The sequence below is a fragment of the Halodesulfovibrio sp. genome (genome assembly GCF_015482765.1).
GTDB lineage: Bacteria > Desulfobacterota > Desulfovibrionia > Desulfovibrionales > Desulfovibrionaceae > Halodesulfovibrio.
On record NZ_JADMLB010000017.1, the window covers coordinates 44,435 to 67,517 of the forward strand.

At 45.5% G+C, this 23,083-nt stretch carries 16 protein-coding genes; 7 read left to right on the forward strand and 9 right to left on the reverse strand.

Going from position 1 to position 23,083, the window contains the following annotated elements; all coding sequences use genetic code 11:
• Positions 1-6: 6 nt before the first annotated feature.
• The gene (locus QZY95_RS02780; RefSeq protein ID WP_290919096.1) at positions 7-927 is read left to right on the forward strand and encodes a dihydroorotate dehydrogenase; all 921 of its coding nucleotides are present in this window, start codon (positions 7-9) and stop codon (positions 925-927) included.
• 85 nt (positions 928-1,012) lie between these two features.
• Here the strand turns inward: QZY95_RS02780 and QZY95_RS02785 are convergent, their stop codons facing one another.
• Together QZY95_RS02785 and QZY95_RS02790 are read right to left on the reverse strand one after the other, a co-directional pair.
• Positions 1,013-2,503, reverse strand: a complete 1,491-nt coding sequence (locus QZY95_RS02785; protein ID WP_290919098.1) for an inorganic phosphate transporter — start codon at positions 2,501-2,503, stop codon at positions 1,013-1,015.
• 12 nt (positions 2,504-2,515) lie between these two features.
• A complete protein-coding gene (locus QZY95_RS02790) occupies positions 2,516-3,163 on the reverse strand; it encodes a DUF47 family protein (RefSeq protein ID WP_290919100.1) in 648 nt (215 codons plus the stop codon).
• Positions 3,164-3,334: 171 nt separating this feature from the next.
• Here QZY95_RS02790 and QZY95_RS02795 point away from each other — a divergent pair, with 171 nt between their 5' ends.
• On the forward strand, positions 3,335-5,491 hold the full coding sequence (locus tag QZY95_RS02795) for an EAL domain-containing protein (RefSeq protein WP_290919102.1): 2,157 nt from the start codon (positions 3,335-3,337) through the stop codon (positions 5,489-5,491).
• 58 nt (positions 5,492-5,549) lie between these two features.
• On the opposite strand, the gene QZY95_RS02800 is transcribed toward QZY95_RS02795, so the two are convergent.
• The gene (locus tag QZY95_RS02800; protein WP_290919104.1) at positions 5,550-6,158 is read right to left on the reverse strand and encodes a phosphatase PAP2 family protein; all 609 of its coding nucleotides are present in this window, start codon (positions 6,156-6,158) and stop codon (positions 5,550-5,552) included.
• A gap of 395 nt (positions 6,159-6,553) precedes the next feature.
• Between QZY95_RS02800 and QZY95_RS02805 the strand changes: the two genes are divergently transcribed.
• The gene (locus QZY95_RS02805; RefSeq protein WP_290919106.1) at positions 6,554-8,314 is read left to right on the forward strand and encodes a chloride channel protein; all 1,761 of its coding nucleotides are present in this window, start codon (positions 6,554-6,556) and stop codon (positions 8,312-8,314) included.
• Positions 8,315-8,366: 52 nt separating this feature from the next.
• Here QZY95_RS02805 and QZY95_RS02810 read toward each other — a convergent pair whose 3' ends face one another.
• Complete coding sequence (locus tag QZY95_RS02810; RefSeq protein WP_290919108.1) at positions 8,367-8,705, reverse strand: restriction endonuclease; 339 nt, start codon at positions 8,703-8,705, stop codon at positions 8,367-8,369.
• Positions 8,706-8,917: 212 nt separating this feature from the next.
• Here QZY95_RS02810 and QZY95_RS02815 point away from each other — a divergent pair, with 212 nt between their 5' ends.
• Positions 8,918-9,283, forward strand: a complete 366-nt coding sequence (locus QZY95_RS02815; protein ID WP_290919111.1) for a diacylglycerol kinase — start codon at positions 8,918-8,920, stop codon at positions 9,281-9,283.
• 73 nt (positions 9,284-9,356) lie between these two features.
• On the opposite strand, the gene QZY95_RS02820 is transcribed toward QZY95_RS02815, so the two are convergent.
• Positions 9,357-9,929 carry a DinB family protein gene (locus QZY95_RS02820; protein ID WP_290919112.1) on the reverse strand — a complete coding sequence of 191 codons (573 nt, stop codon included), beginning with the start codon at positions 9,927-9,929 and terminating at the stop codon, positions 9,357-9,359.
• Between the two features lie 779 nt (positions 9,930-10,708).
• Positions 10,709-11,119 carry a DUF523 domain-containing protein gene (locus tag QZY95_RS02825; protein ID WP_290919114.1) on the reverse strand — a complete coding sequence of 137 codons (411 nt, stop codon included), beginning with the start codon at positions 11,117-11,119 and terminating at the stop codon, positions 10,709-10,711.
• A 321-nt stretch (positions 11,120-11,440) separates the two neighbouring features.
• Between QZY95_RS02825 and QZY95_RS02830 the strand changes: the two genes are divergently transcribed.
• Complete coding sequence (locus QZY95_RS02830) at positions 11,441-11,764, forward strand: hypothetical protein (RefSeq protein WP_290919116.1); 324 nt, start codon at positions 11,441-11,443, stop codon at positions 11,762-11,764.
• A gap of 108 nt (positions 11,765-11,872) precedes the next feature.
• On the opposite strand, the gene QZY95_RS02835 is transcribed toward QZY95_RS02830, so the two are convergent.
• Both QZY95_RS02835 and QZY95_RS02840 read right to left on the reverse strand, forming a co-directional pair.
• Complete coding sequence (locus QZY95_RS02835) at positions 11,873-13,222, reverse strand: glutamine synthetase family protein (RefSeq protein WP_290919118.1); 1,350 nt, start codon at positions 13,220-13,222, stop codon at positions 11,873-11,875.
• A 326-nt stretch (positions 13,223-13,548) separates the two neighbouring features.
• Positions 13,549-15,729, reverse strand: a complete 2,181-nt coding sequence (locus QZY95_RS02840; RefSeq protein ID WP_290919120.1) for a glutamine synthetase III — start codon at positions 15,727-15,729, stop codon at positions 13,549-13,551.
• A gap of 535 nt (positions 15,730-16,264) precedes the next feature.
• Here QZY95_RS02840 and QZY95_RS02845 point away from each other — a divergent pair.
• Positions 16,265-18,061, forward strand: coding sequence for a GNAT family N-acyltransferase (locus tag QZY95_RS02845; protein WP_290919122.1), 1,797 nt, complete (start codon positions 16,265-16,267; stop codon positions 18,059-18,061).
• Positions 18,062-18,178: 117 nt separating this feature from the next.
• On the opposite strand, the gene QZY95_RS02850 is transcribed toward QZY95_RS02845, so the two are convergent.
• Positions 18,179-19,885 (reverse strand): Na+/H+ antiporter NhaC family protein, encoded by a 1,707-nt coding sequence (locus QZY95_RS02850; protein ID WP_290919124.1) that lies wholly within the window; start codon positions 19,883-19,885, stop codon positions 18,179-18,181.
• A gap of 229 nt (positions 19,886-20,114) precedes the next feature.
• Here QZY95_RS02850 and QZY95_RS02855 point away from each other — a divergent pair, with 229 nt between their 5' ends.
• Entirely contained in the window at positions 20,115-23,072 is a 2,958-nt protein-coding gene (locus QZY95_RS02855) for a DEAD/DEAH box helicase (protein WP_290919126.1), read from the forward strand.
• The last annotated feature ends 11 nt before the right edge of the window (positions 23,073-23,083 follow it).

Consider the following 23,083-nt stretch of genomic DNA (forward strand, 5'->3'; position numbering starts at 1 on the left):
GCTGAAATGAACATGAACGTAACGCTTCCCGGCTCTACTGGTTTACAGTTTAAAAACCCTATTCTTACTGCTTCCGGTACCTTCGGATATGGTGTTGAGTTTGCTCCGTACGGCGATTTGACATCACTCGGCGGTATTGTTGTTAAAGGTCTTTCCCTTGAGCCGCGTGCAGGCAACCCTATGCCTCGTATTGCAGAAACGCCGTGCGGCATGTTGAATGCTGTTGGTCTGCAAAACTCCGGTGTGGAAACCTTCATCACTGAAAAATTACCGAAGCTTCCTACTGACGAGCTTCCGGTTATTGCCAATATTTATGCTTGTGATCCGGCAGAGTTCGGAGAACTTACTGCTGTTCTGGCGGCTGAGAAAGGTATTGCGGCGATAGAAGTGAATATTTCCTGCCCGAACGTACGTGAAGGCGGTATTCTCTTCGGACAGGACGCAACGCTTGCTGCTCGAGTAACCGAAGCCGTTAAAAAAGCAGCCGGTGATAAGCCGATTATTATTAAGCTGAGCCCGAACGTTACTGATATTACAACCATTGCCAAAGCTGTTGAAGGTGCAGGAGCCGACGTTATCTCCTGTATCAATACATTGTCCGGCATGGGCGTAGATATTCGTACCCGCAAGCCGCTCATCGCGAATGTCATCGGCGGTCTTTCCGGCCCTGCAATTAAGCCTGTTGCACTGCGTTGTACGCATCAGGTTTGCAAAGCTGTTTCTATTCCGGTTATCGGCATGGGCGGCATTGCATCAGCAGAAGATGTGCTTGAGTTTATTCTCGTAGGCGCACATGCTGTACAGGTTGGTACTTCTAACTTCCTTCGTCCTGACTTCTCTTTCCGACTGGTGAAAGAGCTTGAGCAGTTGATGGAAAAAATGAATATTACTGATCTGGAAGAATTTAGAGGGTCTTTAAAATTGTAGTTTGCTACAATTACGTAAGAAGTAAAAAGGGTTGTCCTTCGTGGACAACCCTTTTTTTGTGCAGTGTTTTTGGCTCTCGAACGAATTACCGTCCATCAGGCTCTTGAATATGCAGCTTTGTATCAAGGAACTTGAATTTCGCATCAAGTGCTTTGTTGTGCGCAGCATCGGTTTCAGAGTAACGCCATAGCGGTGACATTTCTCCAAGAACGTCTTTCAAGTGCCAGCTATGAACAAAGACCTGACCGGACAGTTTGTTAATTACGGCTATTTCAGCTTCAGTTAATTTTTCTGTACCGAGGCGTTCAATAACCCTTGGTGACAATCTGAGTGAATCACGACGTGCATAGTACATGATGGTCTGGATGGTTTCCGGCTGTTTCCCGAGTCTGTCGCGTAATTCCTGACGGAATTCACGTGCGTTCGGGAAGCGTTCAAGCCAGAGGTCATCAATTTTCGTGAGTGTTTCCTGCTTGATTTCATCCAGTTCGGTCAGCTTTTCCCAAGCGGTTGGAGTGAGCTCATACGATACCGGCTGGAATGTTGTCTGCTGGAAAACGTTCTGCAAAAAGAAGAGGCAGACGAAACAGATTGTTGCAGCCATAACAGGAGTAAGCACCCATCCGAAGGCGATGTTTGCCAGAGATCTCCAGCGGATTCCTCGGCCGCCTTTGAGCAGTCCTATGCCGACAATAGCGCCGATAGTAGCCTGAGAGCTGGATACCGGTACAAGCGGAATAGGTGGCAGACCAAGGGAAACGGCAAAGTTTGAAAGCCCCTGTGAAGAGAGCATGAACAGAACGAGTGAGTTCGCCATAACAACAACAAATGATGCGACTGGTGAAAGCTTCACAATGCCGTCGCCTACAAGCATCATTGTTCTGTGCGAGTAGGTGAAAATACCGACAGAAACGGCAAGACCGCCTAAGAAAAAGAGCTGCTGTGTTGCAGTCAGGATTAGTCCCGGAAATATTTCAATCGGCTGAAGGTGAGCTACGGGGATAAATACACCCATGACGTTCGCCATGTTGTTTGCCCCTAGTGCATACGAGCCGAATGCTCCGGCAAGAATGAGTCCCCATCGGGTCATTCCGTCCAGAGTGAATATGTGCAGTTGTGCAGCGCGGATTGCTCCGGCTATGCATTTGTATAGGAAAATAGAGAAGACCGCGGCAAGTGCCGGACACGCTACCCAGGTGAGCATAATTTTACTCAACACGGCGGGGTCAGTCGCAGATCCACTAAAGAAGTTCCAGCCTACAACGGCACCTACAATTGCCTGCGATGTGGAAACGAGACAACGGGCTTTAACAAGTAGGTATACAGTGATGGCAGCTGAAAATGCGACCATGAATGCACCGGCAAGAGCATTAACTTCCCCGAGTTTTCCAAGGGTGTCCGCAGTGCCGGAGCCACTGTACATAGCGCCGAAAATAACGCAGAGAGAGCTGACGATGGCTGCGGTTCTGAACCGCACCATGCGGGAGCCTACTGCTGCGCCAAAAACGTTTGCTGCATCGTTTGCGCCCAGTGACCAGCCCAGAAAAAGGCCGCTGGATAGGAATACAGGCAACATAAAAAACCGTCCTTAGAGCATCCGCTTGATAACGTAAATGGTGAGTCTGTCTGCCACGTCTTCAGCCCTGTCAGCAATTTGTGCAACTTGTCTGACAAGGTCTTTGAGCTGGCTCTTGTGGCACAGGCTTAAGTCGTCGCGTCGGTAAATATCCATGAGCATACGGGTTGTGACTTTGTCAGATTCACTTTCCCAGTAGGAAACTTTGTGGAGGTGATCTGAAACATCGGAGCTCCGGAAAAACGCGCGTGCAGAGCGGACAATAGCTTCAACTGACTCAACTGAGTACGAAACAAGCTCCTGCATGTCGTCATGTGATTTGTAGGGTACTTCCGGAAGTTCAATCTGAAATTGCCACAATACCTCTTTACAGCAGTCGAGCAGAGTGTCGAGCTGCTCTAACAACTGAAGTACGTCACCGCGCGATTCTGGAATAAGTGTCTTCAGGTAAAGCTGACGTTCAATAGCGCGTCGCATTTCGTCGCCGTGATGTTCTACAGTTGAAATCTGATTCAGTTTTTGTTCAAACTGGTCATGTTTTTCGTCAATATAGAACCCGACTCCTTGCTTGAACAGCAAAGAAGCTTCACTTACCTGATCTAAAAATTCATCAATACGCTTTTTTAATCCAATCTGTTTTCTCAATACGCTGTGAGACATCTCTTCTCCAGTACAATAATTGCTTGTAACAATTCCTTTTCAGTATTTAATAATCCATGTAATATACGCGAAATATCTTTCGCACGATTGTTTTGTATATTTTTGTATTTTTGCAGCGAAGGTTGCTCTATCCGTTTACCACATCGCGTAAGAGAAAGAGGGTTGGAACGCATGCAAGGGGATACACTGCATTTATTAATTATAGATGATGATACAATGTTGCGCCGCAATATTTCGGTTTACTTCGAAGACAGCGGCTTTTTTGTGACTCAAGCCTGCAATGGTACAGAGGGGATTGAACTTTTTTCACAACATCAGCCGGATATTGTGATTGTTGACTTGCTGATGCCGGATACAGGCGGCCTTGCTGTTGTTGAGCACATTAAAAAAGTAGCGCCATATGTACCGGTGATTGTTATCTCCGGTGTTAACTTGGTAGATGAAGCAGTCAAGGCACTAAAACATGGTGCCTGGGAATTCATCACTAAGCCGATTGTCGATCACGGTGTTTTGGATCATGCTGTAAAAAAGTGCTTGGAACGTGCAAGCTTACTGCTTGAACGTAGTCAGTACCATGCGTTATTAGAATCCCGATTAGAGACTCACTCTCACGAATTGAAGTCCACTAATGATCAGCTGATTCGCTATCAACAATTATTGCGGTCAAATAGCAGTTTTGTAAACAACCTTGTTGAGGCAATTCCCAGCCCCCTCTATATCTGCGATAAAAATTTTGTATGCATAGACTGCAACAAAGCGTTCTGCGACATGTTGCAACTTGAAAAAGATGACGTAGTTAACAAGCGGATTGCAGATCTTTTAGGTGCAAATTTAACATGTGCCGATGCCCTTTGCAGCGACGTTTTTGAGAACAATAATACAGGTGACTGCGAGATTACATATATAGCGCAGGATAAGTCTGTTTCATATTATGTGTTGTATCGTAGCGCATTTATGAACGGTAACGAAGGCAAGCTTTGTACACTTGGCGTGTTGCATAATATTACTGAACTTAAAGCTCAAAAAGAACTTGTAGCTCATCAGGCGTATCATGATGAGCTGACAACACTGCCTAACCGTTTTTATATCATGAATTTCCTGCATGAGCTGCTCGAGCGGGATACCGGTGATACAAAATTCTGCCTTCTTTTTATTGATCTGGATAACTTTAAACGTATTAACGATAGTCTCGGCCACGACTTGGGTGATGAGTTGCTTAAACTTGTTGCGAGCCGATTGAAAGAGATTATTGGTGTAAATGGAAAGGTTGCCCGTGTCGGCGGTGATGAATTTTTAGCATTGCTTCCGAATGTGACAGAAGAAAATGTCATATCCCGACATGCTGAAACGTTGAATCAAGTTTTTAAAGAGCCTTTCTATGTAGCCTCTCATAAGCTTCACCTATCCGTAACTATAGGTATTACCTGCTATCCTGACGACGGGCATGATGCTAACACCCTGCTTACCCGTAGCGATATTGCTATGTATCGAGCAAAAGAACATAAGCGCTCCAGCTGGATGCGTTTTGATGCCCGTATGCTTGAGCAGGTGACGGAGCGTTTGAAACTTGAGCGTTTGATTCGTGAAGGTTTGGAACGACGAGAGTTTATCCCGTATTTCCAGCCACGGTTTGACGTACAGAGTGGTGAAATTTTAGGTGCGGAAGCATTGGTGCGTTGGATTCGGGCTGACGGCAGCATAGGAAATCCGGCAGAATTTATTCCTGTTGCAGAGGAAACAGGGCTTGTACGTGAACTTGGGGAACAAGTTCTTCTTGATTCCTGCAAGCAGATGCATGCATGGCACAACATGGGGTATCCAGAGCTGACTGTTTCTGTAAACATATCAGCTGTTCAGTTTACTGAAGATTTATACGGAACTGTTAGCAGTGCCATTGAAGAATCGGGAATTAATCCGCAAAAGCTGGAATTGGAAATTACCGAAACTATCATGATGAAAAACTTGGAGAAAACAGCACAGATTCTTCGTGAACTGGCTAAACTCGGAGTTAAAATAGTCATTGATGATTTTGGAACAGGATATTCTTCATTGTACTATCTCAAGATATTCCCGATTGATATTTTGAAGATTGATAGAACGTTCATTGACGGGATTCCGGAAGATGAGAACGACGGTAATATTGTGACCGCGATTCTTTCTATGGCTAAGCAGATGAAGCTGCATGTGGTAGCTGAAGGTGTGGAAACAGATGAACAGCTCGTGTTCCTGCAGAAACATCAATGTGAAGAGGCGCAAGGCTTCCTGTTCTCAAAGCCGGTAGGGGTTGATGATTTCTTTGTTATGCTTGGTGATGAAAAAGTCAGTTAATACCTTTTTATATAAGTAAATAAAAAAGGTGGAGTTGAAGAAACTCCACCTTTTTTTATTAGCTTTTTTTAGTATCGGGGACTGGGGCGAATCGATAAAGAACTGTTTTCCACAGAATGTAACTGACACAGAATCCGAGTATCCAGCCACCTAGAACATCCATAGGGTAGTGTTTTGCCAGATACACTCGAGAGTAGCCGATGAGTAACGGCAGCAGCCATAAAAAGCTTCTGAGTTTCGGCCAGAGCAGCATTGCGATTACAACGGCTGCCATTGCGTTGGAAGCATGGGCAGAAACAAACGAGGAGCCTCGAGTGTCCGTTTGAACAAAGTCTGCGGGTTTCTGGAGCCATTCACTTTTTTTGTAGTTGTAGTAGTGGGATTGGGCGATGGCGTCTTTAGGACGAACCCTTCCGGCTGTATCCTTAACAACGTTTGTGATTAAGTCTGTAGCCCCTACAACAGCCCCGATCATAGCGACGCCGATAAGTAATTGGCGCCATTTTTTTGTTTTTAATCCAGCAATCAAAATGAGAGGGACAGCAATAATCCAAACAAGCATGCGGTCTGAGAAGATAGGCATGAGTACATCAAGTGCCTCACATCGCCATTGCATGTTGATGAGCTTATAAAGTGCTAAATCCCATTCAGGAGTCGGAAAAGCCATGTGTTCCTCTGAACAGTAATATTAATGAAAGTAAACAGTTTGATATTACTGTTTATGTTTGTCTCGGCAACAAAATGGTTTGATAGTCTGTGGTTGGTTTTTACGCATTGAAATGGCGTAATGCAAGGTAAAAACAAGAGTGTGGCTCCCGCGCTGATATTGTACACAAAATTTTCATGTTGTTTTTCCGTTGAATCGGAGCTGAGCGCGTGAATATGAACGTATTATGTCGATCTATTGGTTAGCCAAGCTGCGAGAGAACAGGATGGGACATATGCGAATGCATAAAGAATGAAAGCCTGCTTAACGTATCAAAAGAAATGCTATTTTCTGGAGATAACAGTCTTTTTTTGGTATGCTGTGTGTAATTCCATTTACAGCACCGGAGGAGATGTATGCCGCAGCAGAAAGAGTGCGTTTCCCGTCCCTGGCTTGGTGTCTCGTCTAGAATTAATGCACATACCCCTATGCTTTTACTGGCATTGGGGGTTGGTATCCTTGCAGGGTATGGCTCTGTAGTTTTTCGATATGCCATTGATGCCGTTCAAGTGCTTTTTTATCACAACAGTTCCGATTTTTTAGAATTTTATGACACTTTGCCATGGTACGGTGTTCTTTTTCCTCCTGTGATCGGTGGTGCGATTGTGGGACTGCTAACATCAAAAGGAGCCCCGGAAGCCAAAGGGCATGGTGTGCCGGAAGTTATGGAGGCGGTTGCGCTTCGAGACGGTGTTATTCGTAAGCGTGTTGCAGCTGTTAAAATTGCCGCATCTGCTATTTGTATCGGTTCAGGTGGTTCTGTAGGGCGTGAAGGACCTATTGTTCAAATTGGCTCCAGTATCGGCTCAACCGTGGGGCAGTTTTTGAAAGTAAACAGGACGAATCAAAGGACTCTTGTGGGATGCGGAGCTGCTGCCGGTATCGCGGCAACGTTTAATGCTCCCATTGCCGGAATTCTTTTTGCGTTGGAAATCTTACTCGGTGATTTTGGATTTGCAGCATTTTCCCCCGTAGTCCTTTCCAGTGTTACTGCTACAGCTATCTCCCGATATTACTTTGGAGATTTTCCAGCATTTATTTCTCCTGTCTATGAACTCGGCTCTCTCTGGGAGCTGGGGCTGTTTCCTATCCTTGGCGTGATTTCTGCTTTGATTGCCGTTCTGTTTGTTTTGACGCTGTATAAAATGGAAGATCTCGCTGAAGCTATTCGTATTCCCCCAATTCTGAAAGCGGCATTAGGGGGATTGTGTATTGGTGGAATTCTTTTGCTTTTCCCGGAAATTATGGGGGTAGGGTATGGGGCAATTACCCTCTCCTTAACGGATAAAATGGCATGGGGTACTATGCTTGTGCTGATCTTTCTGAAGATTTTTGCAACGTCGCTGACAATCAGCAGTGGAGGAAGCGGCGGTATTTTTGCTCCATCGTTATTTATCGGTGCGATGACAGGTGGAGTGTTCGGCGTTGCAGTGCACTATTTATTTCCGGCAGTTGTGCCGACTCCGGGAGTTTTTGCTTTGGTTGCCATGGGGGGGCTGGTTGCAGGAACGACGTATGCACCGATCACGGCTATTTTAATTATTTTTGAACTGACAAGTAATTACCATATTATTCTCCCGCTTATGCTGACGTGCATTATCAGTACACTTATAGCTTCTTCAATCAGTTCTGGCTCGATTTATACCATGAAGTTACTAAGGCGGGGTGTAGATTTACGTGGAGGAATGGAACAGAATATTTTGAAGAAATACAAGGTGAAGGATCTGATGCAACCGATGCCGGATACCATATACGAAGGGACATCTCTTCAACAGGTATTTGAAACATTCAGGTTGAAGAATGCACCCTATTTGCACCTTGTGGATAAAAAAGGCGAGCTGAGCGGGATTATCTCTTTTCGTGATTTACGTTCTGTTTTGGCGGAAGAGTATCTGGATCATCTGCTGATAGCTAAAGATATAGCTACAACGTGCATAGAAACGGTGCAGGGAGAAGATATGGTGCTTGCTGCTCTACATCAGATGGCGGCGTTCAGTATCTCTCAACTGCCTGTTGTCGGGGCAGACGGTAAACTTATAGGCACGTTGCGTGAACAGGATGTTCTTGCAGCGTATGATCAGTCCGTTGTGGGACTTCAGTTGCAGGATGCAGCGTAGATAAGACGAAAAATCTCTCTTTCGTTACAAAAGAGAGATTTTTTATTGTCTGTTAGCCAAGTCCCGGCAAGAGAAGTTTGCGAGGCTGATTCACACGGCGTTTGACTCGTGTCCATGTTTTGGGTGTGCAACCGAAGCGGAAGGACCATAGATCGCAATTTTCTCTGGCACTGCATGCCCGTACTTCCTGACGGCTATTGTCTGAGCACATAAGGCAGTATTGCCGGATTTGCTGAACCGTACTGCGTTCAGGTGTTTCGGGTTCTGTCCCGTGGCGATGGTTGAAGAAGAGGCAGGTGTTATCTTCGCATTCTTCTACTCGCTTTGAGGAGCCGCCCTGACAGGAAAGACAGAATCGTCTGATAGCTTTATTAGGTGATACCTTTGCCATATGTCGCCTTATAAGTAGCTGTTTGCACATTTTGCATACAAACAGTATGTAAATTCAGTAAAACGTAACCGTAAGCAGTGTATATAACAGCAAGTTTATGTGACTTTGCTGACTTTTTAATAACTTTTCTGCGTGCAGCGCGAACTATGATAGCATAATAGTTTCGCGATGCTGCATAAAAAAACATGATATAACACCGGACAGGGGGCACTGTGCCGATAAAAGATTCTATTACAACAGGTGTTGCACACTTTTTTCAAGCATCAGGCTACACCATGCAAGGGATTATTTCCACGTATCGTTCTGAAATTGCATTCAAACAAGAGATTGCACTTATTCCAGTAATAGTACTTGTTGCATGGTTTTTCTTCGGTTTTCCATCCGCATTATTGCTGACCGGCATGTGGCTTATAGTCTGTGCTTTTGAGTTATGCAATTCCGCGATTGAAAATATTGCAGATTTAGTTATGCCCGAGAAAAATGATTTTATAAAACGAGCTAAGGATGCTGGTTCAGCTGCTGTAGGTGTGGCGATTGTAGCGAACATTCTTACCTGGTTTTATGTAATTTTTTCATAATAATACGTTCATAAAAAAAGCCCTGTCTTCATATGAAGACAGGGCTTTTTTTATGAACAAGAGGTAGGAGTGCCTAGGTGGTAGGTTCATATGGGAGATGGGGTACTTCTACATTTAGTTCCATAAAAATGTGAGAGAGTTGAAACTCGTGCATAACCAGATGCGCCAGATTAAGGCTCATTGCCTGTTCAATGTTTAAAGGGCCGGCAATCTGGTGATGGAAATAGTTTTCGCCAAGGCAGTCGCGTGGTGCTTCTGTTATGAAGGACCGCAGCCAGGCATGGTTTTCATCCCACATGTCTGTCAGTTCATAAATGTCGTATTCCCCTTTGGGGTATAGCGCTACTTCAGGTACCGGAAGGAGCAACTGAAGATTGAAAACGTAAGACGTGATGGCATACGAAATTTTATTTCTCCATGTTCTTTCCACTGGCTCCATGTTTTCTGGTTCTGGCAGCCCGCCCAGCAGGGAGCGTTCTGTAAGAACCATGTGTTCAAGCACCATAATAGGTGACCACCGTTCTTCGCCCGGTGGTTTACGCCGTAGTATACCCGCGTACTGCTTATTGAGTGAAGATAGAGCCTTGATAAGCTCCGTCTTATGATCGTGGGTTGAATGCATCATATAGTAAAGGTTCTGTTCCATTTTCGTATGGTACACAGCCGCTTTTGATAGCTTCTATGATTACTCTTGAGGCATCAGGGGGAGAGAATGAGGGTATACAGAACAACTATTTGGAACAGTTGTGAAAAGGCAATGTTGGGTGGCGTATTATTTTACGAATATTTTTGAAAGGAATGGTGTGCGGGAATTTTTTCTTTGAACAAAAAAGTACTCCCCGACGGTGTCGGGGAGTAGGAGAGGCCTTGCTAAAGGAGGAAATTAACGTGGGCTAATGAGTGATGTATGCTTGTCGCTCTATATATTAAAAACAGTTAGTACTGTTAATTGCTCAGTAAGCGGGGGTCGAGTGACCAACCCCCGTTGGGACCTGATGGAAATGGTGAGGAGGTATAACCCATTCCCTATTTGTTACCCTGAGTTGTATCAGTGTGGGGGATACAACCGAGTGCCTATGCTACTAGGCTTTCAGTCTGCCCTGGGGTGTGTGTGAGGGGGACTGAATTCAACACGTTTTAACGAGGAGTATGTATGCTGTCTCTTTTGCATCTGCCACAATGCGATAAAGAGAAGCTCTGTTTGCAATGTTACTTGCGTTCTCTATGCTGTTTGAATTTGTATATGCATTGTGCGTGCCAAAAATGAAAGTTATGTTAAATCAATAAGTTAATATTTTAGGTGTAAAAAGCATAAAAAAACATGTGCAAACTTTGCACGTAGAGAAAGATGCTTGTGCAAACGCACATGTGCAATAATTGCACATGTGCAACTCCGGAGGATATGTGCACATGTGAAGTGCACTTTTATTCTGCGGGAGTCACTTCTAGACCCAATTCAATGAGCTTGGCTGCAAACAAGCCGTTGCCGCTAATTTTTTTTCCTGAAAATGAGCCGTCATAAATTATTCCGGCACCGCAAGAGGGTGATCGGGGTTGCAAAATAGCCTTTTTGCATCCGGCAAGCTGAACGAGATGCACTGCCTCTTCAACTCCGCGGTGCATCTGCTCTGTAATATCGATTCCGTCTTTAGAGATGGCTCTGCCATTTTGGAGTTCAAATGGAGTTCTCGGAGTAGGAAAGCCACCCAGCTGTTCTGGGCACACCGGAAGAGCCTGACCCGCTTTGATGAGTTCTACAACTGTCTTGTCCTCGTTATTTCCACCATCGTATCTACAGTTACACCCCGCCAGGCAGGCACTCACAACATATTCCATTCTGTATCCTCCTAATATTACCTAAGTGTTTGTTTTGCCCCTAGCATTCATCAAATGAGGCGGCAAGTGATAACGTGACAGGTAAAGATAACGTTCAGTTTTAGTTAATTCTTTTGAGGTGCTGTGTATGAAAAATATACGCATGAGCAAAAATTACACAGCAACATGAAGCTAACCCCAGCTTCTTTGTATGTTTTTTTTACAAGTGAGGTGAGATAGATTTTTTGCGTGAAGTAAATCTTAATAAAACTAAAGTGTTATATTTTTTGGCACAAGCGTTGCTCTATGGTGAATACAATCTAAAAAAAACGGGAGTTCATTATGAATAAAAAAATGATTGCGATCGTAGCAGCAATGATGGTTCTGACTGGTTCAATGGCATTTGCAGCAAGTGACACATACAACAACCAGATGCCGATGAACCATTACTCACAGCAAGACGGGAACTATGGACAGCATGGCCGCCATGGTCAGCACATGTACCGACTTTCAGATCAGGCAAAAACTAACTCAACATCCATGTGGGATTCCATGTGCAACTTTTTCGGAATGCACGGCGGACACGGTAGCCATGGTGGATATGGTCACAGAAATCACTCCGGCTACGGCCATGGTAATCACAATGGCTACGGAGGGCACATGTAGCACATCAGCTAGATTGAATAGGTAAGTGTTCATCTAGTCTACTGAGACAAACTGACAGGCGTTATGAGAAGAGCCGCGGTAACGAGTACCGCGGCTCTTCTTTTTTTATTATAAGATAGGGAGATATTTCCGAAGTTCGAATTCGGAAATGTGAGTGCGGTATTCATCCCACTCAATTCGTTTATTGTTCACAAAGTTTGCGTGCATGTGTTCGCCGAGGATATTTTTCATCAGCTCGGAGTCTTTCATAAACTCGACAGCTTCATGCAGGGAACCCGGCAGAGAGTCGATACCCTTAGCCGTGAGATCTTCTGTTTCCATAGCAAAAATATTTTCTTCAACAGCAGCTGGAAGTTCATAGCCGTTTTCGATGCCTTCAAGGCCTGCTCCAAGGGTTGCTGCAAAACAGAGGTAAGGGTTTGCAGCAGGGTCTGGGCTGCGAAGCTCAATGCGTGTGGCTTGCTCTTTGCCCGGCTTGTACATTGGAACACGAATAAGTGAAGAGCGGTTGCACTGAGCCCAAGCAATGTACACAGGGGCTTCAAATCCCGGTAATAAACGCTTGTAGGAGTTAACCCACTGGTTGGTGATGCAGGTGTACTCTTTCGCGTGTTTTAACAGACCGGCAATGTAGCTTCGAGCTTCTCCGGAAAGGTTGTGTGGGTCATTTGCATCAAAGAACGCGTTTTTACCGTTTTTGAATAATGACTGGTGTACATGCATGCCGGAGCCGTTCTCACCGAAAAGCGGCTTAGGCATAAAGGTAGCGTAACAACCGTGTTTTCTGGCGATTTCTTTAACAACAACTTTGTAGGTCATTGCAATGTCAGCCATTTTAAGAGCTTCGGAGTAACGAAGATCAATTTCATGCTGGGATGGTGCTACTTCATGATGAGAGTATTCAACATCTACCCCCATTTTTTCCAGTGCAAAAATGATTTCGCGGCGCACGTCGTTACCCATATCAAGCGGTGGTGCGTCAAAGTAACCGCCGGAATCTAGCGCTTGCGGGTTTTTAGAGTCTGTAAAGAGGAAGAATTCCAGCTCAGGACCGACGTAGTATGTGTATCCCTTTTGAGCTGCTTTTTCGATGAGCTTACGCAGAATGTAACGCGGATCACCTTCGTACGGTGTTCCATCCGGATTTTTAATATCGCAGAACATGCGCGCTACAGGGCGGTCAGATGGGCGCCATGAGCAAATCTGGAATGTGGTAGCATCGGGGTAAGCCACCATGTCGGATTCTTCGATACGGGTAAAACCGAGAATAGATGAGCCGTCAAAGCCCATGCCTTCTTCAAAAGCTGCTTCCAGCTCTTTCGGAGTGACCTGAAAACTTTTGAGAGTACCTAAGATGTCTACAAACCAGAATTGAACAAAGCTGATGTTATGTTCTTTTACTGCACGGATAACATCATCACCGTTTTTGCAATTAAATACCGTATATTCTTCTTTCACAAAATACCTCCCAGAAAGGCAAGCCTGTTGTTATGGATGACAGGAATGGTTGCCCCGTTTCCTAAAAATCCTATATTTCCAAGGGATACATTGAGTTGTCTTAAAAGTGATTGCGTTTTTTAAGGCTCATCCCTGTTATTCACGGGCGCATCATTAAACAGCATCGAAGTGAATAGCAAGAAGATAAAAGCATCCTTCTTTACAAAATTGTCACATAATGAGTTTTTTTTCTATACTTTATTTTATTCGTATAAAAAAACTCCCCTGCTTCAGATGAAACAGGGGAGTAACTTTGCCAAGTGGAGGCAGGATTTTTTCAGTAACTGTTATTTAATGAACAGCATTTCCTGGTAAGTAGGCAGAGGCCAGAGATCGTCAGCAACGATTTCTTCGAGCTTATCTGCGTACTCACGAAGCTCAACCATTACTGGAAGCACGTCGTTGCAGAGGAATACTGCATGTTCCTGCTCATCGCCGTGAGCTTTGGCAATCATGCTTTCAAGCTCATTAGCAGCAGATTCAAGACCATTCAGGTTTTCAGTGAGTTTGTTCAGAGGACCCTGAACACAACCGAGACCGAGTTCCTTCATGTTGATGCAGTTACGTGCAAGCTCTGTCTGGTAGCGCACAGCTGCCGGAAGGATTGTTGTACGGGAAATCTTGATTGCCAGTTCAACTTCAGTCTGAATAGTGTTGACGTACTGTTCAAAGAAGATTGATGTACGGCTGTTCAATTCGCGTTCTGAAAGAACACCGAAGCTTTCGAACAAGGTTACGCTAGACTCGCTATTGAGTGCAGGAAGCGCTTCTGGAGTCGTGCGGAGGTTCGCAAGACCACGAGCTTTTGCTTCTTCTGCCCACTCTTCAGAGTAGCCGTCGCCGTTGAACACAACTGCATCGTGTTCCTGAACGATTTCGCGAATAACTTTGGTTACTGCATCGTTAACTTCCCAGTTTTCACCGTACATGAGGTTTTCAAGACGGTTGGAAATGTAATCCAGAGAGTCAGCAAGGATGGTGTTGAGAACAAGCTGAGCGCCTGCGATGGACTGGCTGGAGCCAACAGCGCGGAACTCAAAGCGGTTGCCTGTAAAAGCAAACGGACTTGTACGGTTACGGTCACCGGCGTCCATAGGCAGTGGAGGCAGAGTATCTACACCAACACGCAGTACGCCTTTTGCTTTTGAGGTAACTTCGTCACCTTTCTTGATGTGCTCAAAGATTTCAGCAAGCTGCTCACCGAGGAAGATGGACATAATTGCCGGAGGTGCTTCGTTAGCACCGAGGCGGTGATCGTTACTTGCGCATGCTACACTGGAACGGAGTAATGAGCCGTGTTTGTGAACCGCGCGGATCATAGCTGCACAGAAGAGCAGGAACTGTGCGTTTTCATGCGGAGTTTCGCCCGGATCAAAAAGGCTGCCGAACTGACTGTTACCAATAGAGTAGTTCAGGTGTTTACCGGAACCATTGATGCCAGCGAATGGTTTTTCGTGCATGAGGCACGCCATACCGTAACGTTTAGCAACGCTTTTCAGTACGCTCATGATCATCTGGTTGTGATCGTTTGCGAGGTTGGAGTCTTCAAACATCGGTGCGATTTCGTACTGGCCCGGTGCAACTTCGTTGTGACGGGTTTTTACTGGTACACCAAGTTTGTAGAGTTCACGCTCTGCTTCAATCATGAACGCGAGAACACGTTTAGGAATAGTACCGAAGTAGTGGTCGTCCTGCTCCTGACCTTTTGCTGGCTTTGCGCCGAAAAGACTGCGGCCGGAAAGGTAGAGGTCTGGACGTGCGAAGTAGAAATTGCGGTCTACAAGGAAGTATTCCTGTTCAACGCCAGCGTAGTTCTGGATGCGATTGAAATTTTCATGGCCGAGAATTTTGAGCAGACGGCTGGTCTGAGTGTGGATAGCCTGGTTGGAACGCAGAAGCGGAGTCTTTTTGTCAAGCGCTTCACCTGTCCAAGAGACAAACGCAGTCGGGATACATAAGAAAACGCCATTGTCGTTTTCAAGGAGGTACGCAGGGTTTGTAAGATCCCAAGCTGTGTAACCACGAGCTTCAAAAGTGGTACGCAAGCCACCGTTAGGGAAGCTGGATGCATCCGGTTCGCCCTGAATAAGAGTAGAGCCGGAGAACTGCGCAATAGCGCCGCCCTGTCCGTCAGGCTCAAGGAAGCTGTCATGCTTCTCAGCGGTCAAACCGGTAAGCGGGTAAAATACGTGTGTGTAGTGAGTCGCACCACGGGAAAGAGCCCATTCTTTCATTGCAGAAGCAACGGAGTCTGCAATGGATGGATCCATCTGTTCACCATTTTCGATGGTACGCTTAAGGGATTTATATACAGCCTTCGGAAGGTGCTCTTTCATGACTTTGTCATTAAAAACGTTGCAGCCGAAAAGTTCAGTTGGCTTTTCTTCCATAAAGTTTAAAGGCTTGGTTGTTGATGCTATGTTATTTACTGCCGAAATGGCTTTAAGTCTTGCTAACGATCCACTCATGAAAAACTCTCCTTTAAACTAATTCTCGCAATATAAATCGTACACGCCATAAAAGGCATCTGCATTCTTCTTATGCAAAATATAAAGCACATTCAGTGCCAACTCTGTAAAATCAGTGTGTTACAAAAAATGGCTGATTTTGATGAGTTCTAATTATGACAAATTTGTAAAATAGGCAACATGGAAAGGGTGTCTTTTGACAAAATTGTAAATTCAGCTACCAAAAAAGGAAAATATGCCAAAAAGCAAATTACAATTTTGTAAAACAGCCAATTCTTTTGTAAGTGGGTGCCTACCATATAGCGCGCGGAGCACTATGCTACTGTAACTGAAATATCACAATGCTAAATTTATTACCAAAGTTGTAATAGTTGAAGATCATAGTTTTTCTATCGATTTTTAACGCAAAAGCCGATACTTGACTGAAACACTGACGTAATTAAAGTACTATATTACTCACAAATATAGTTTACCATAAAGACACATTCATTAATCATTAAATACAGTAAGTGAATTTAGCCTTGAGAGGTTGGCCATGATGAGACGGAGTATTGAAGAGAGAAATATCAATCTAGATTTTATTCCGCCTAAGGTTAAGAAGGTACTCGCACCGATCAAAAAGCCATTGATGCATATGACTCGTGTAGACGGGTTGTTTAATGTATACGACAGCATTTCAAGACGCGAAAACCCACTAGAGTTTTGTCAGGATGCATTAGAAATTCTGAACGTAAAAGTAGAGGCTTTGGGAAGAGGTTTGAGAGATATGCCTCTCGATAAGCCACTTGTTATCGTTTCTAACCATCCATTCGGCGGTATTGAAGGGATAGCACTGATGGCGGAAGTTTTGCCATTACGTCCTGAATGTAAGTTTCTGGCGAACTATCTTCTTGGAATTATGCCGGAGTTGCGTCCGTGTATGATTGAAGTAAATCCATTTGAATCTAAAGAAGCACGCCGAGCAAACATTCGCGGGCTTCGCAACGCCATTTCCCACGTTTCTGAAGGCGGTAGCCTTGTCGTTTTCCCAGCTGGAGAAGTTTCCCACCTTCAGCCGAAAATGGGCGGCATTGTTGATCCTGTCTGGAGCCGAAACGTCGCGCGTATTATCCGTAAAACCAATGCGGATGTTCTTCCCCTGTATTTCCACGGACGCAATAGCCTGTTCTTTAATATGATGGGCATGGTGCATCCACTAGCACGCACAGCACTTTTACCGGCACAGCTTTATAACAAACGAAATAAGAAAATTACCTACAGTGTCGGGAATATTATTCCTTCAAATATGCTTAAAACGTTTGCCACAGAAGATGACGTAATGAACTATCTGCGCGTTCGCAGCTATTCTTTGGCAAAACGTCCTTCATCGAAAAAATTTGTTCTTCCTTTCAAAAAAGAAAAAGATCAGATGGAGATTGCAGAGGCTCGCCCGCATGATTCCATTTTAAGAGAGATTGACAACCTTCCTGAAGAGCAGATTCTTGCCAAGGAAAACGGCTTTACAGTGTTTGAGGCGCAAGCGTTTCAGATTCCTAATATGCTGCACGACCTCGGGCGACTGCGCGAGCTTACTTTCCGTCCTGTCGGTGAAGGCACCGGTTTAGATTTGGATTTGGATACCTACGACTATGAATACGATCATCTGATTCTTTGGGATGATAAGAAAGAAGCGATTGCCGGTGCATACCGTCTTGGTTGTACAGACGACATTGTTCCTAGAAGCGGTGTTAAGGGAATGTACTGCAGCACATTGTTTAAGTTTAAGCCGGAATTTTTTACACGGTTTGAACATGCTGTAGAATTAGGGCGAGCCATTGTTCACCCTGACTATCAGAAAGATTACAGTCCGTTGATGCTGCTCTGGAAAGGCATAGGCCAGTACATTCTGCGTCGTCCTGGTACTCGTTACTTGTTTGGCCCGTGTAGTCTGCCGCTTGAGTTTAATCCGTTCACGCTTGTAACGGCGGTAAACTATCTTAAAGAGCATCATATTGATAAGGAATTGGCGACACTTGTTTCCGGCAAAAAAGCTCCAAAGCTGAAATTGCCGAAAGGTGTTCCGTCCGCCTTCAATATTGCTGATTTAAGTTTTACAGGGTTGAATGGTTTAGTCAGAGACATGGAAGATGGCAGAACAATGCCTATTCTGTTTAAGCATTATTTGCGGCTTGCCGGTAAGATCGGAGCGTTCCATGTGGATAGTGCGTTCGGCAGCCTTGATGCTTTTCTTATGATTGACCTTTCAGAAACCCCGCTTCGTACGCTGAAGCGTTATCTCGGTGATGACGAAGCCGTGCAGCTTCTGGAATCATTTGAAGCTGGTGAAAAGTAGCAGAAAGGTATGCTCAGCTGCTGGTTGTGCAGTAGAGAAGGATTTCCTTACCAAAGCAATAAAAAAAGCCCTCAGCATGTGCTGAGGGCTTTTCTTATTTATATGATGCAGTAGATTCTAGTTTGCATCCGGCAAACGCTTACCGAAGAGGAACAGCAAGCCGAGAATTGCTACAAGACCTACAGGCAGTGTGATCATCGGGGAGAGACCGAGACCGGCTGGCAGGAAGCCGAAGAGGATAGAAACACTACCAACGGCAACTGCATAAGTCAGCTGGGTGCGAACGTGGTCAATGTGGTCACAAGCAGAACCCATGGATGACAGGATGGTGGTATCGGAGATAGGTGAGCAATGGTCACCGAAGATAGCACCCGTAAGAACTGCGCCTACGTTAAGAAGGAGGTACGCCTGATCCGGATTGATTGCCCATGCTAACGGAATTGCCAGCGGCATGAGGATACCCATTGTGCCGTAGGAAGTACCTGTCGCAAATGAAATGACAGATCCAAGCACAAAGATGATGGACGGAAGCAGGAAGGCAGGTAACGCGTCTGAAAGAACACTTACGAGCCACATTGCAGTTCCGAGTTCCTTAATGATGCCGGAAAGTGACCATGCGAGAAGCAGGATAACAGCAGTGATGTTCATGGATTTAATACCAAGAACCCAAGTGGTAATTGCTTCTTCAATGCTGAAGATTTTTTTGCTGATGCCCATTACGATTGCAACGATACCAGCGAGTAATGCTGCCTGAAACAGAACAACAGAAGCGTCGGAAGCACCGAAGCATTCGCGGATTGCGAAGAAGCTGTAAGGAGCTTCATGAATTTTAGCCAGCAGTTCCGGATTATCGATAGCGCTCAGACCGTTGAAGTAGAAGCCGAGGAAGGCTGCAACAATGAGGGTACCGATAGGGATAATTGCATTCCAGATAGAAGGAACAACATGAGAGCCGGGCTCAAGCTGCGTTGTTTCTTCAGAAGCCATTGGGTTTGCATTGTCGGCAAGAACTTTACCGTGTTCACGCGCGCGTTTTTCAGCTTTAAGCATAGGGCCGAATTCACGCAGCATCATAATGCCAGCAAGAACGAAGAACAGAATGAAGATGTTGTAGAAGCGGTATGGAATGGTTTCTACAAAAGCACCATAGGCGTTCATCTGAATGCCGATCTGTTCAAAGCCGTCTTTGATAAGACCTACTTCGTATGCAACCCAAGTGGAAATAAGTGCGATGCCTGCAATCGGTGCTGCGGTAGCATCAATAATGAATGCAAGTTTTTCGCGGGAAACACGCATGCGGTCTGTAACCGGACGCATGATAGGGCCTACGGTCAATGAGTTTGCATAGTCATCAAAGAAGATAACCAGACCCATCAGCCATGTGAAGAACTGTGCGCTTCGAGGGCCTTTTGCCTTGCGCGCCAGTGCTTCTGCAACTGCCAGTGTGCCGCCCATTTTGGAAACAACTGCGATAAGACCGCCGATTGCAAGACACTGCAATACAATACCGGCGTTCCAAGGGTCAGCCAAGGAACCAAGAATTTCGTTTGAAACACGCTGGAAGGAACCGAGCAGGCCGTGGTAAAAATCAAAACCGGTGGTTTCCAGCATCATAGCGCCGGAAAATACACCAAGGAATAAGGACAGGACAACGTTACGGCTGATAAATGCGAGGATAATCGCTACCAGCGGCGGAACCAGTGTCCAGAATCCGAAAATTTGTGAGTTTGCAGCACCTTTGCTTGAGTCAGCAGCAAATGCAGGTGCAGAAATAAAAAGAATTCCTACTGCGGAAAGCAGCAGCAATAAATGTCTAAGTCTCATAATCACTCTCTCCCGATGATTGCTCTCTTTTGCGTAGTTCCTAAAAGAAATACCCCTGCATTGCAAGCATTGTCTTTTTTGTTTGAAAATAGAGAAAATAGGCAGCAAATTGAAATAGTAAGGTGCTCTTCAGGTGTTGCTCATGTCAGTATATTTACGTCATTGTTAAACACTGTTCTTCCATCGTTTGCAGATTGACTTTCGAGTGCGTGCGCAGCATGTTCATGACATGCATGAGGATAAGGACATAGTAGCGGAATACGTGGAGGCGTTGCGTCAGTCAGAACGACTTGGCGATCAAGTTGTGTATCATAAGGTTTTGCCTGATGTGGATGCGCAATTTGCAGAGAACCGCCGCCCGTGGGCACAGGCAATTAAAGATATGCTGGCAATGCAGGGCATACGTCAGCTTTATGCACATCAAACGTTGGCAACAGACCATATCCGTGCCGGAAGACATGTTGTTGTGGCAACGCCTACTGCAAGCGGCAAAAGCCTTGTATACAATCTTCCGGTCATTGAGCGTTTTTTACAGGACCCTGATGCACGTGGTCTGTACCTTTTTCCATTAAAAGCGCTGGCTCAGGATCAGTTAAAAACCTTCCAGTCTCTTACCGCGCACTGGCCTAAAGAAGCACGACCGGAGGCCGCCATTTATGATGGTGATACCACGCCTCATTTTCGTAAAAAGATCCGTACAAAGCCGCCTACAGTCCTTATGACGAACCCTGAAATGCTGCATTTGTCTATTTTGCCCCATCATGAGCAATGGATAGAGTTTTTAGCTTCGCTTCAGTTTATTGTTGTGGATGAGGTGCATACGTACCGTGGAGTTATGGGGTCGCATATGGCGCAGTTGTTCCGCAGATTGCTTCGAGTCTGCAAGCAATACGGCATTACTCCGACGTTTATTTTTTGCTCAGCAACTGTAGGTAATCCGGCTGAACTTTGCGAAAACCTGACTGGAATTGCTCCTACGGTGATTACTGAAAGCGGAGCACCGCAAGGTAAGCGTCATTTTGTCTTCATGGATCCGCATCAGAGCCCGTCATCCGCGGCTATTTCATTGTTAAAATCTGCGTTGATGCGCAATATGCGTACGATTGTCTACACACAGTCTCGTAAGATGACTGAGTTAATAAGCATGTGGGCGGGGCAGAAGTCCGGAGCATTTAAGGACAGAATCTCCGCATACCGCGCCGGTTTTTTACCGGAGGAGCGTCGCGAGATTGAGCAGAAAATGACCAGCGGGGAATTGTTGGCTGTAATTTCTACCAGTGCGTTGGAGCTGGGGATTGATATCGGCGCACTCGATTTGTGCATTCTCGTTGGATATCCCGGTTCAATTATGTCTACAATGCAGCGTGGTGGTCGTGTAGGGCGTAAAAAGCAAGAATCTGCAGTTGTCCTTGTAGCTGGTGAGGATGCGCTGGATCAATATTTTATGCGGCACCCTAAAGAGTTCTTCTTACGCCCGCCTGAATCAGCGGTGTTGAATCCGCATAATCCTGTCATTTTGAAACGCCATCTTGAGTGTGCAGCGGCTGAGCTGACGTTAAGAAGTTCTGAAGACTGGTTGCAGAATAAAGATGTTACAGCAGCAGTTCATGAGCTTGAACAGTGCGGCCTTTTATTACGGGATGCTGAAGGGACAGCGATTTTTGCTGCGAAAAAACGTCCGCATCGTCATGTTGATCTTCGCGGAGCAGGGAACAATTTTCACATAGAATCAGAAGACGGCACCGTTATTGGCAGTGTTGACGGGGTAAAAGCCTTTAAAGAGACCCATCCGGGAGCCGTTTATCTTCATAAAGGACAAACGTGGTCGATTACCGAGCTTGATTTCGGTACGCGAACAGCCAAGGCAAAGAAGGGGCGTGTTAATTATTACACCCGTACCCGCTGTAATAAGAGTACGGAGATTTTAGAAGTGCTCGATCAGACCATCGTTTGTGGTACAAGGCTTTGTTTTGGCAAGCTGCGAGTAACAGAGATCATCAGTGGGTTTGAGAAGCGCAGTGTGCAGGGTGGTAAATTACTAGGCATTACTCCGTTGGATCTTCCTCCGCTTGTTTTTGAAACGGAAGGCATCTGGTTTGAAGTTCCGTTGGGGATACAGCGAAAAGTTGAAGATGAGTTTCTGCATTTTATGGGATCGATCCATGCGCTTGAGCATGCAATGATCGGCATTTTACCTATCCTCGTGTTAACTGATCGTAATGACCTTGGTGGCATTTCAACGCCTATGCATGCTCAGGTCGGAAAACCTGCTGTCTTTGTTTATGATGGAATGGAAGGCGGTGCCGGATTGACTCGGCATGCATTTACTCTTGCAAAGGATATTTTTGAGCGAACGTTAGCCGCTGTTCGTGACTGTGGGTGTGAGCTTGGCTGTCCGAGCTGTGTACATTCCCCGAAATGCGGGTCCGGCAACCGTCCAATCGATAAAGCGGGCAGTATTTATCTGCTACAGGAAATGATGAAAGGTGAATTCGCACCTTCGCCCGATGACGTTTTTGAAGTGGAACTCTTACCAACGTTACCGGACTCACCACCACGAGTCAGTCCGGACATAGTCCGAGTTGATTCAGGGAAGTTTGAAATGCCTTCCAGACCGGCTGAGATCATAACGGGAGATAGCTCTACGGAATTGCCGCAACGGTATGCTGTGCTTGATATTGAGACACAACGGTCTGCTCAAGAGGTTGGCGGCTGGCATCGTGCAGATAAAATGCGTGTATCAGTAGCGGTACTCTATGATTCACAAGAAGATGTTTTTATCAGGTATATGGAAGAAGATATGCCGGAGTTGCTGGAACGGCTGAAAGGATATGATTGTATCATCGGGTTTAATATTATCCGTTTTGATTACAAGGTACTTTCTGCATACGCCGACTATAACTTGAAAGCATTACCTACCCTTGATTTGCTGGATGAAATCCGCAAGCGATTAAATTATCGAGTGTCACTGGACAACCTTGGGTCAGCTACGCTCAATGCACCTAAATCTGCTGATGGCCTACAAGCGTTGAAGTGGTGGAAAGAGGGCAAGGTTGATGAGATAGCAACGTATTGTGAGGCTGACGTTCGCATTACCCGCGATATTTATCTGTATGGTAAGGAACACGGCTACCTGCTCTTTACGAACAAGGCTAAGCAGAAAGTTCGTATTCCCATTGCGTGGTAATGAGTAGCTAT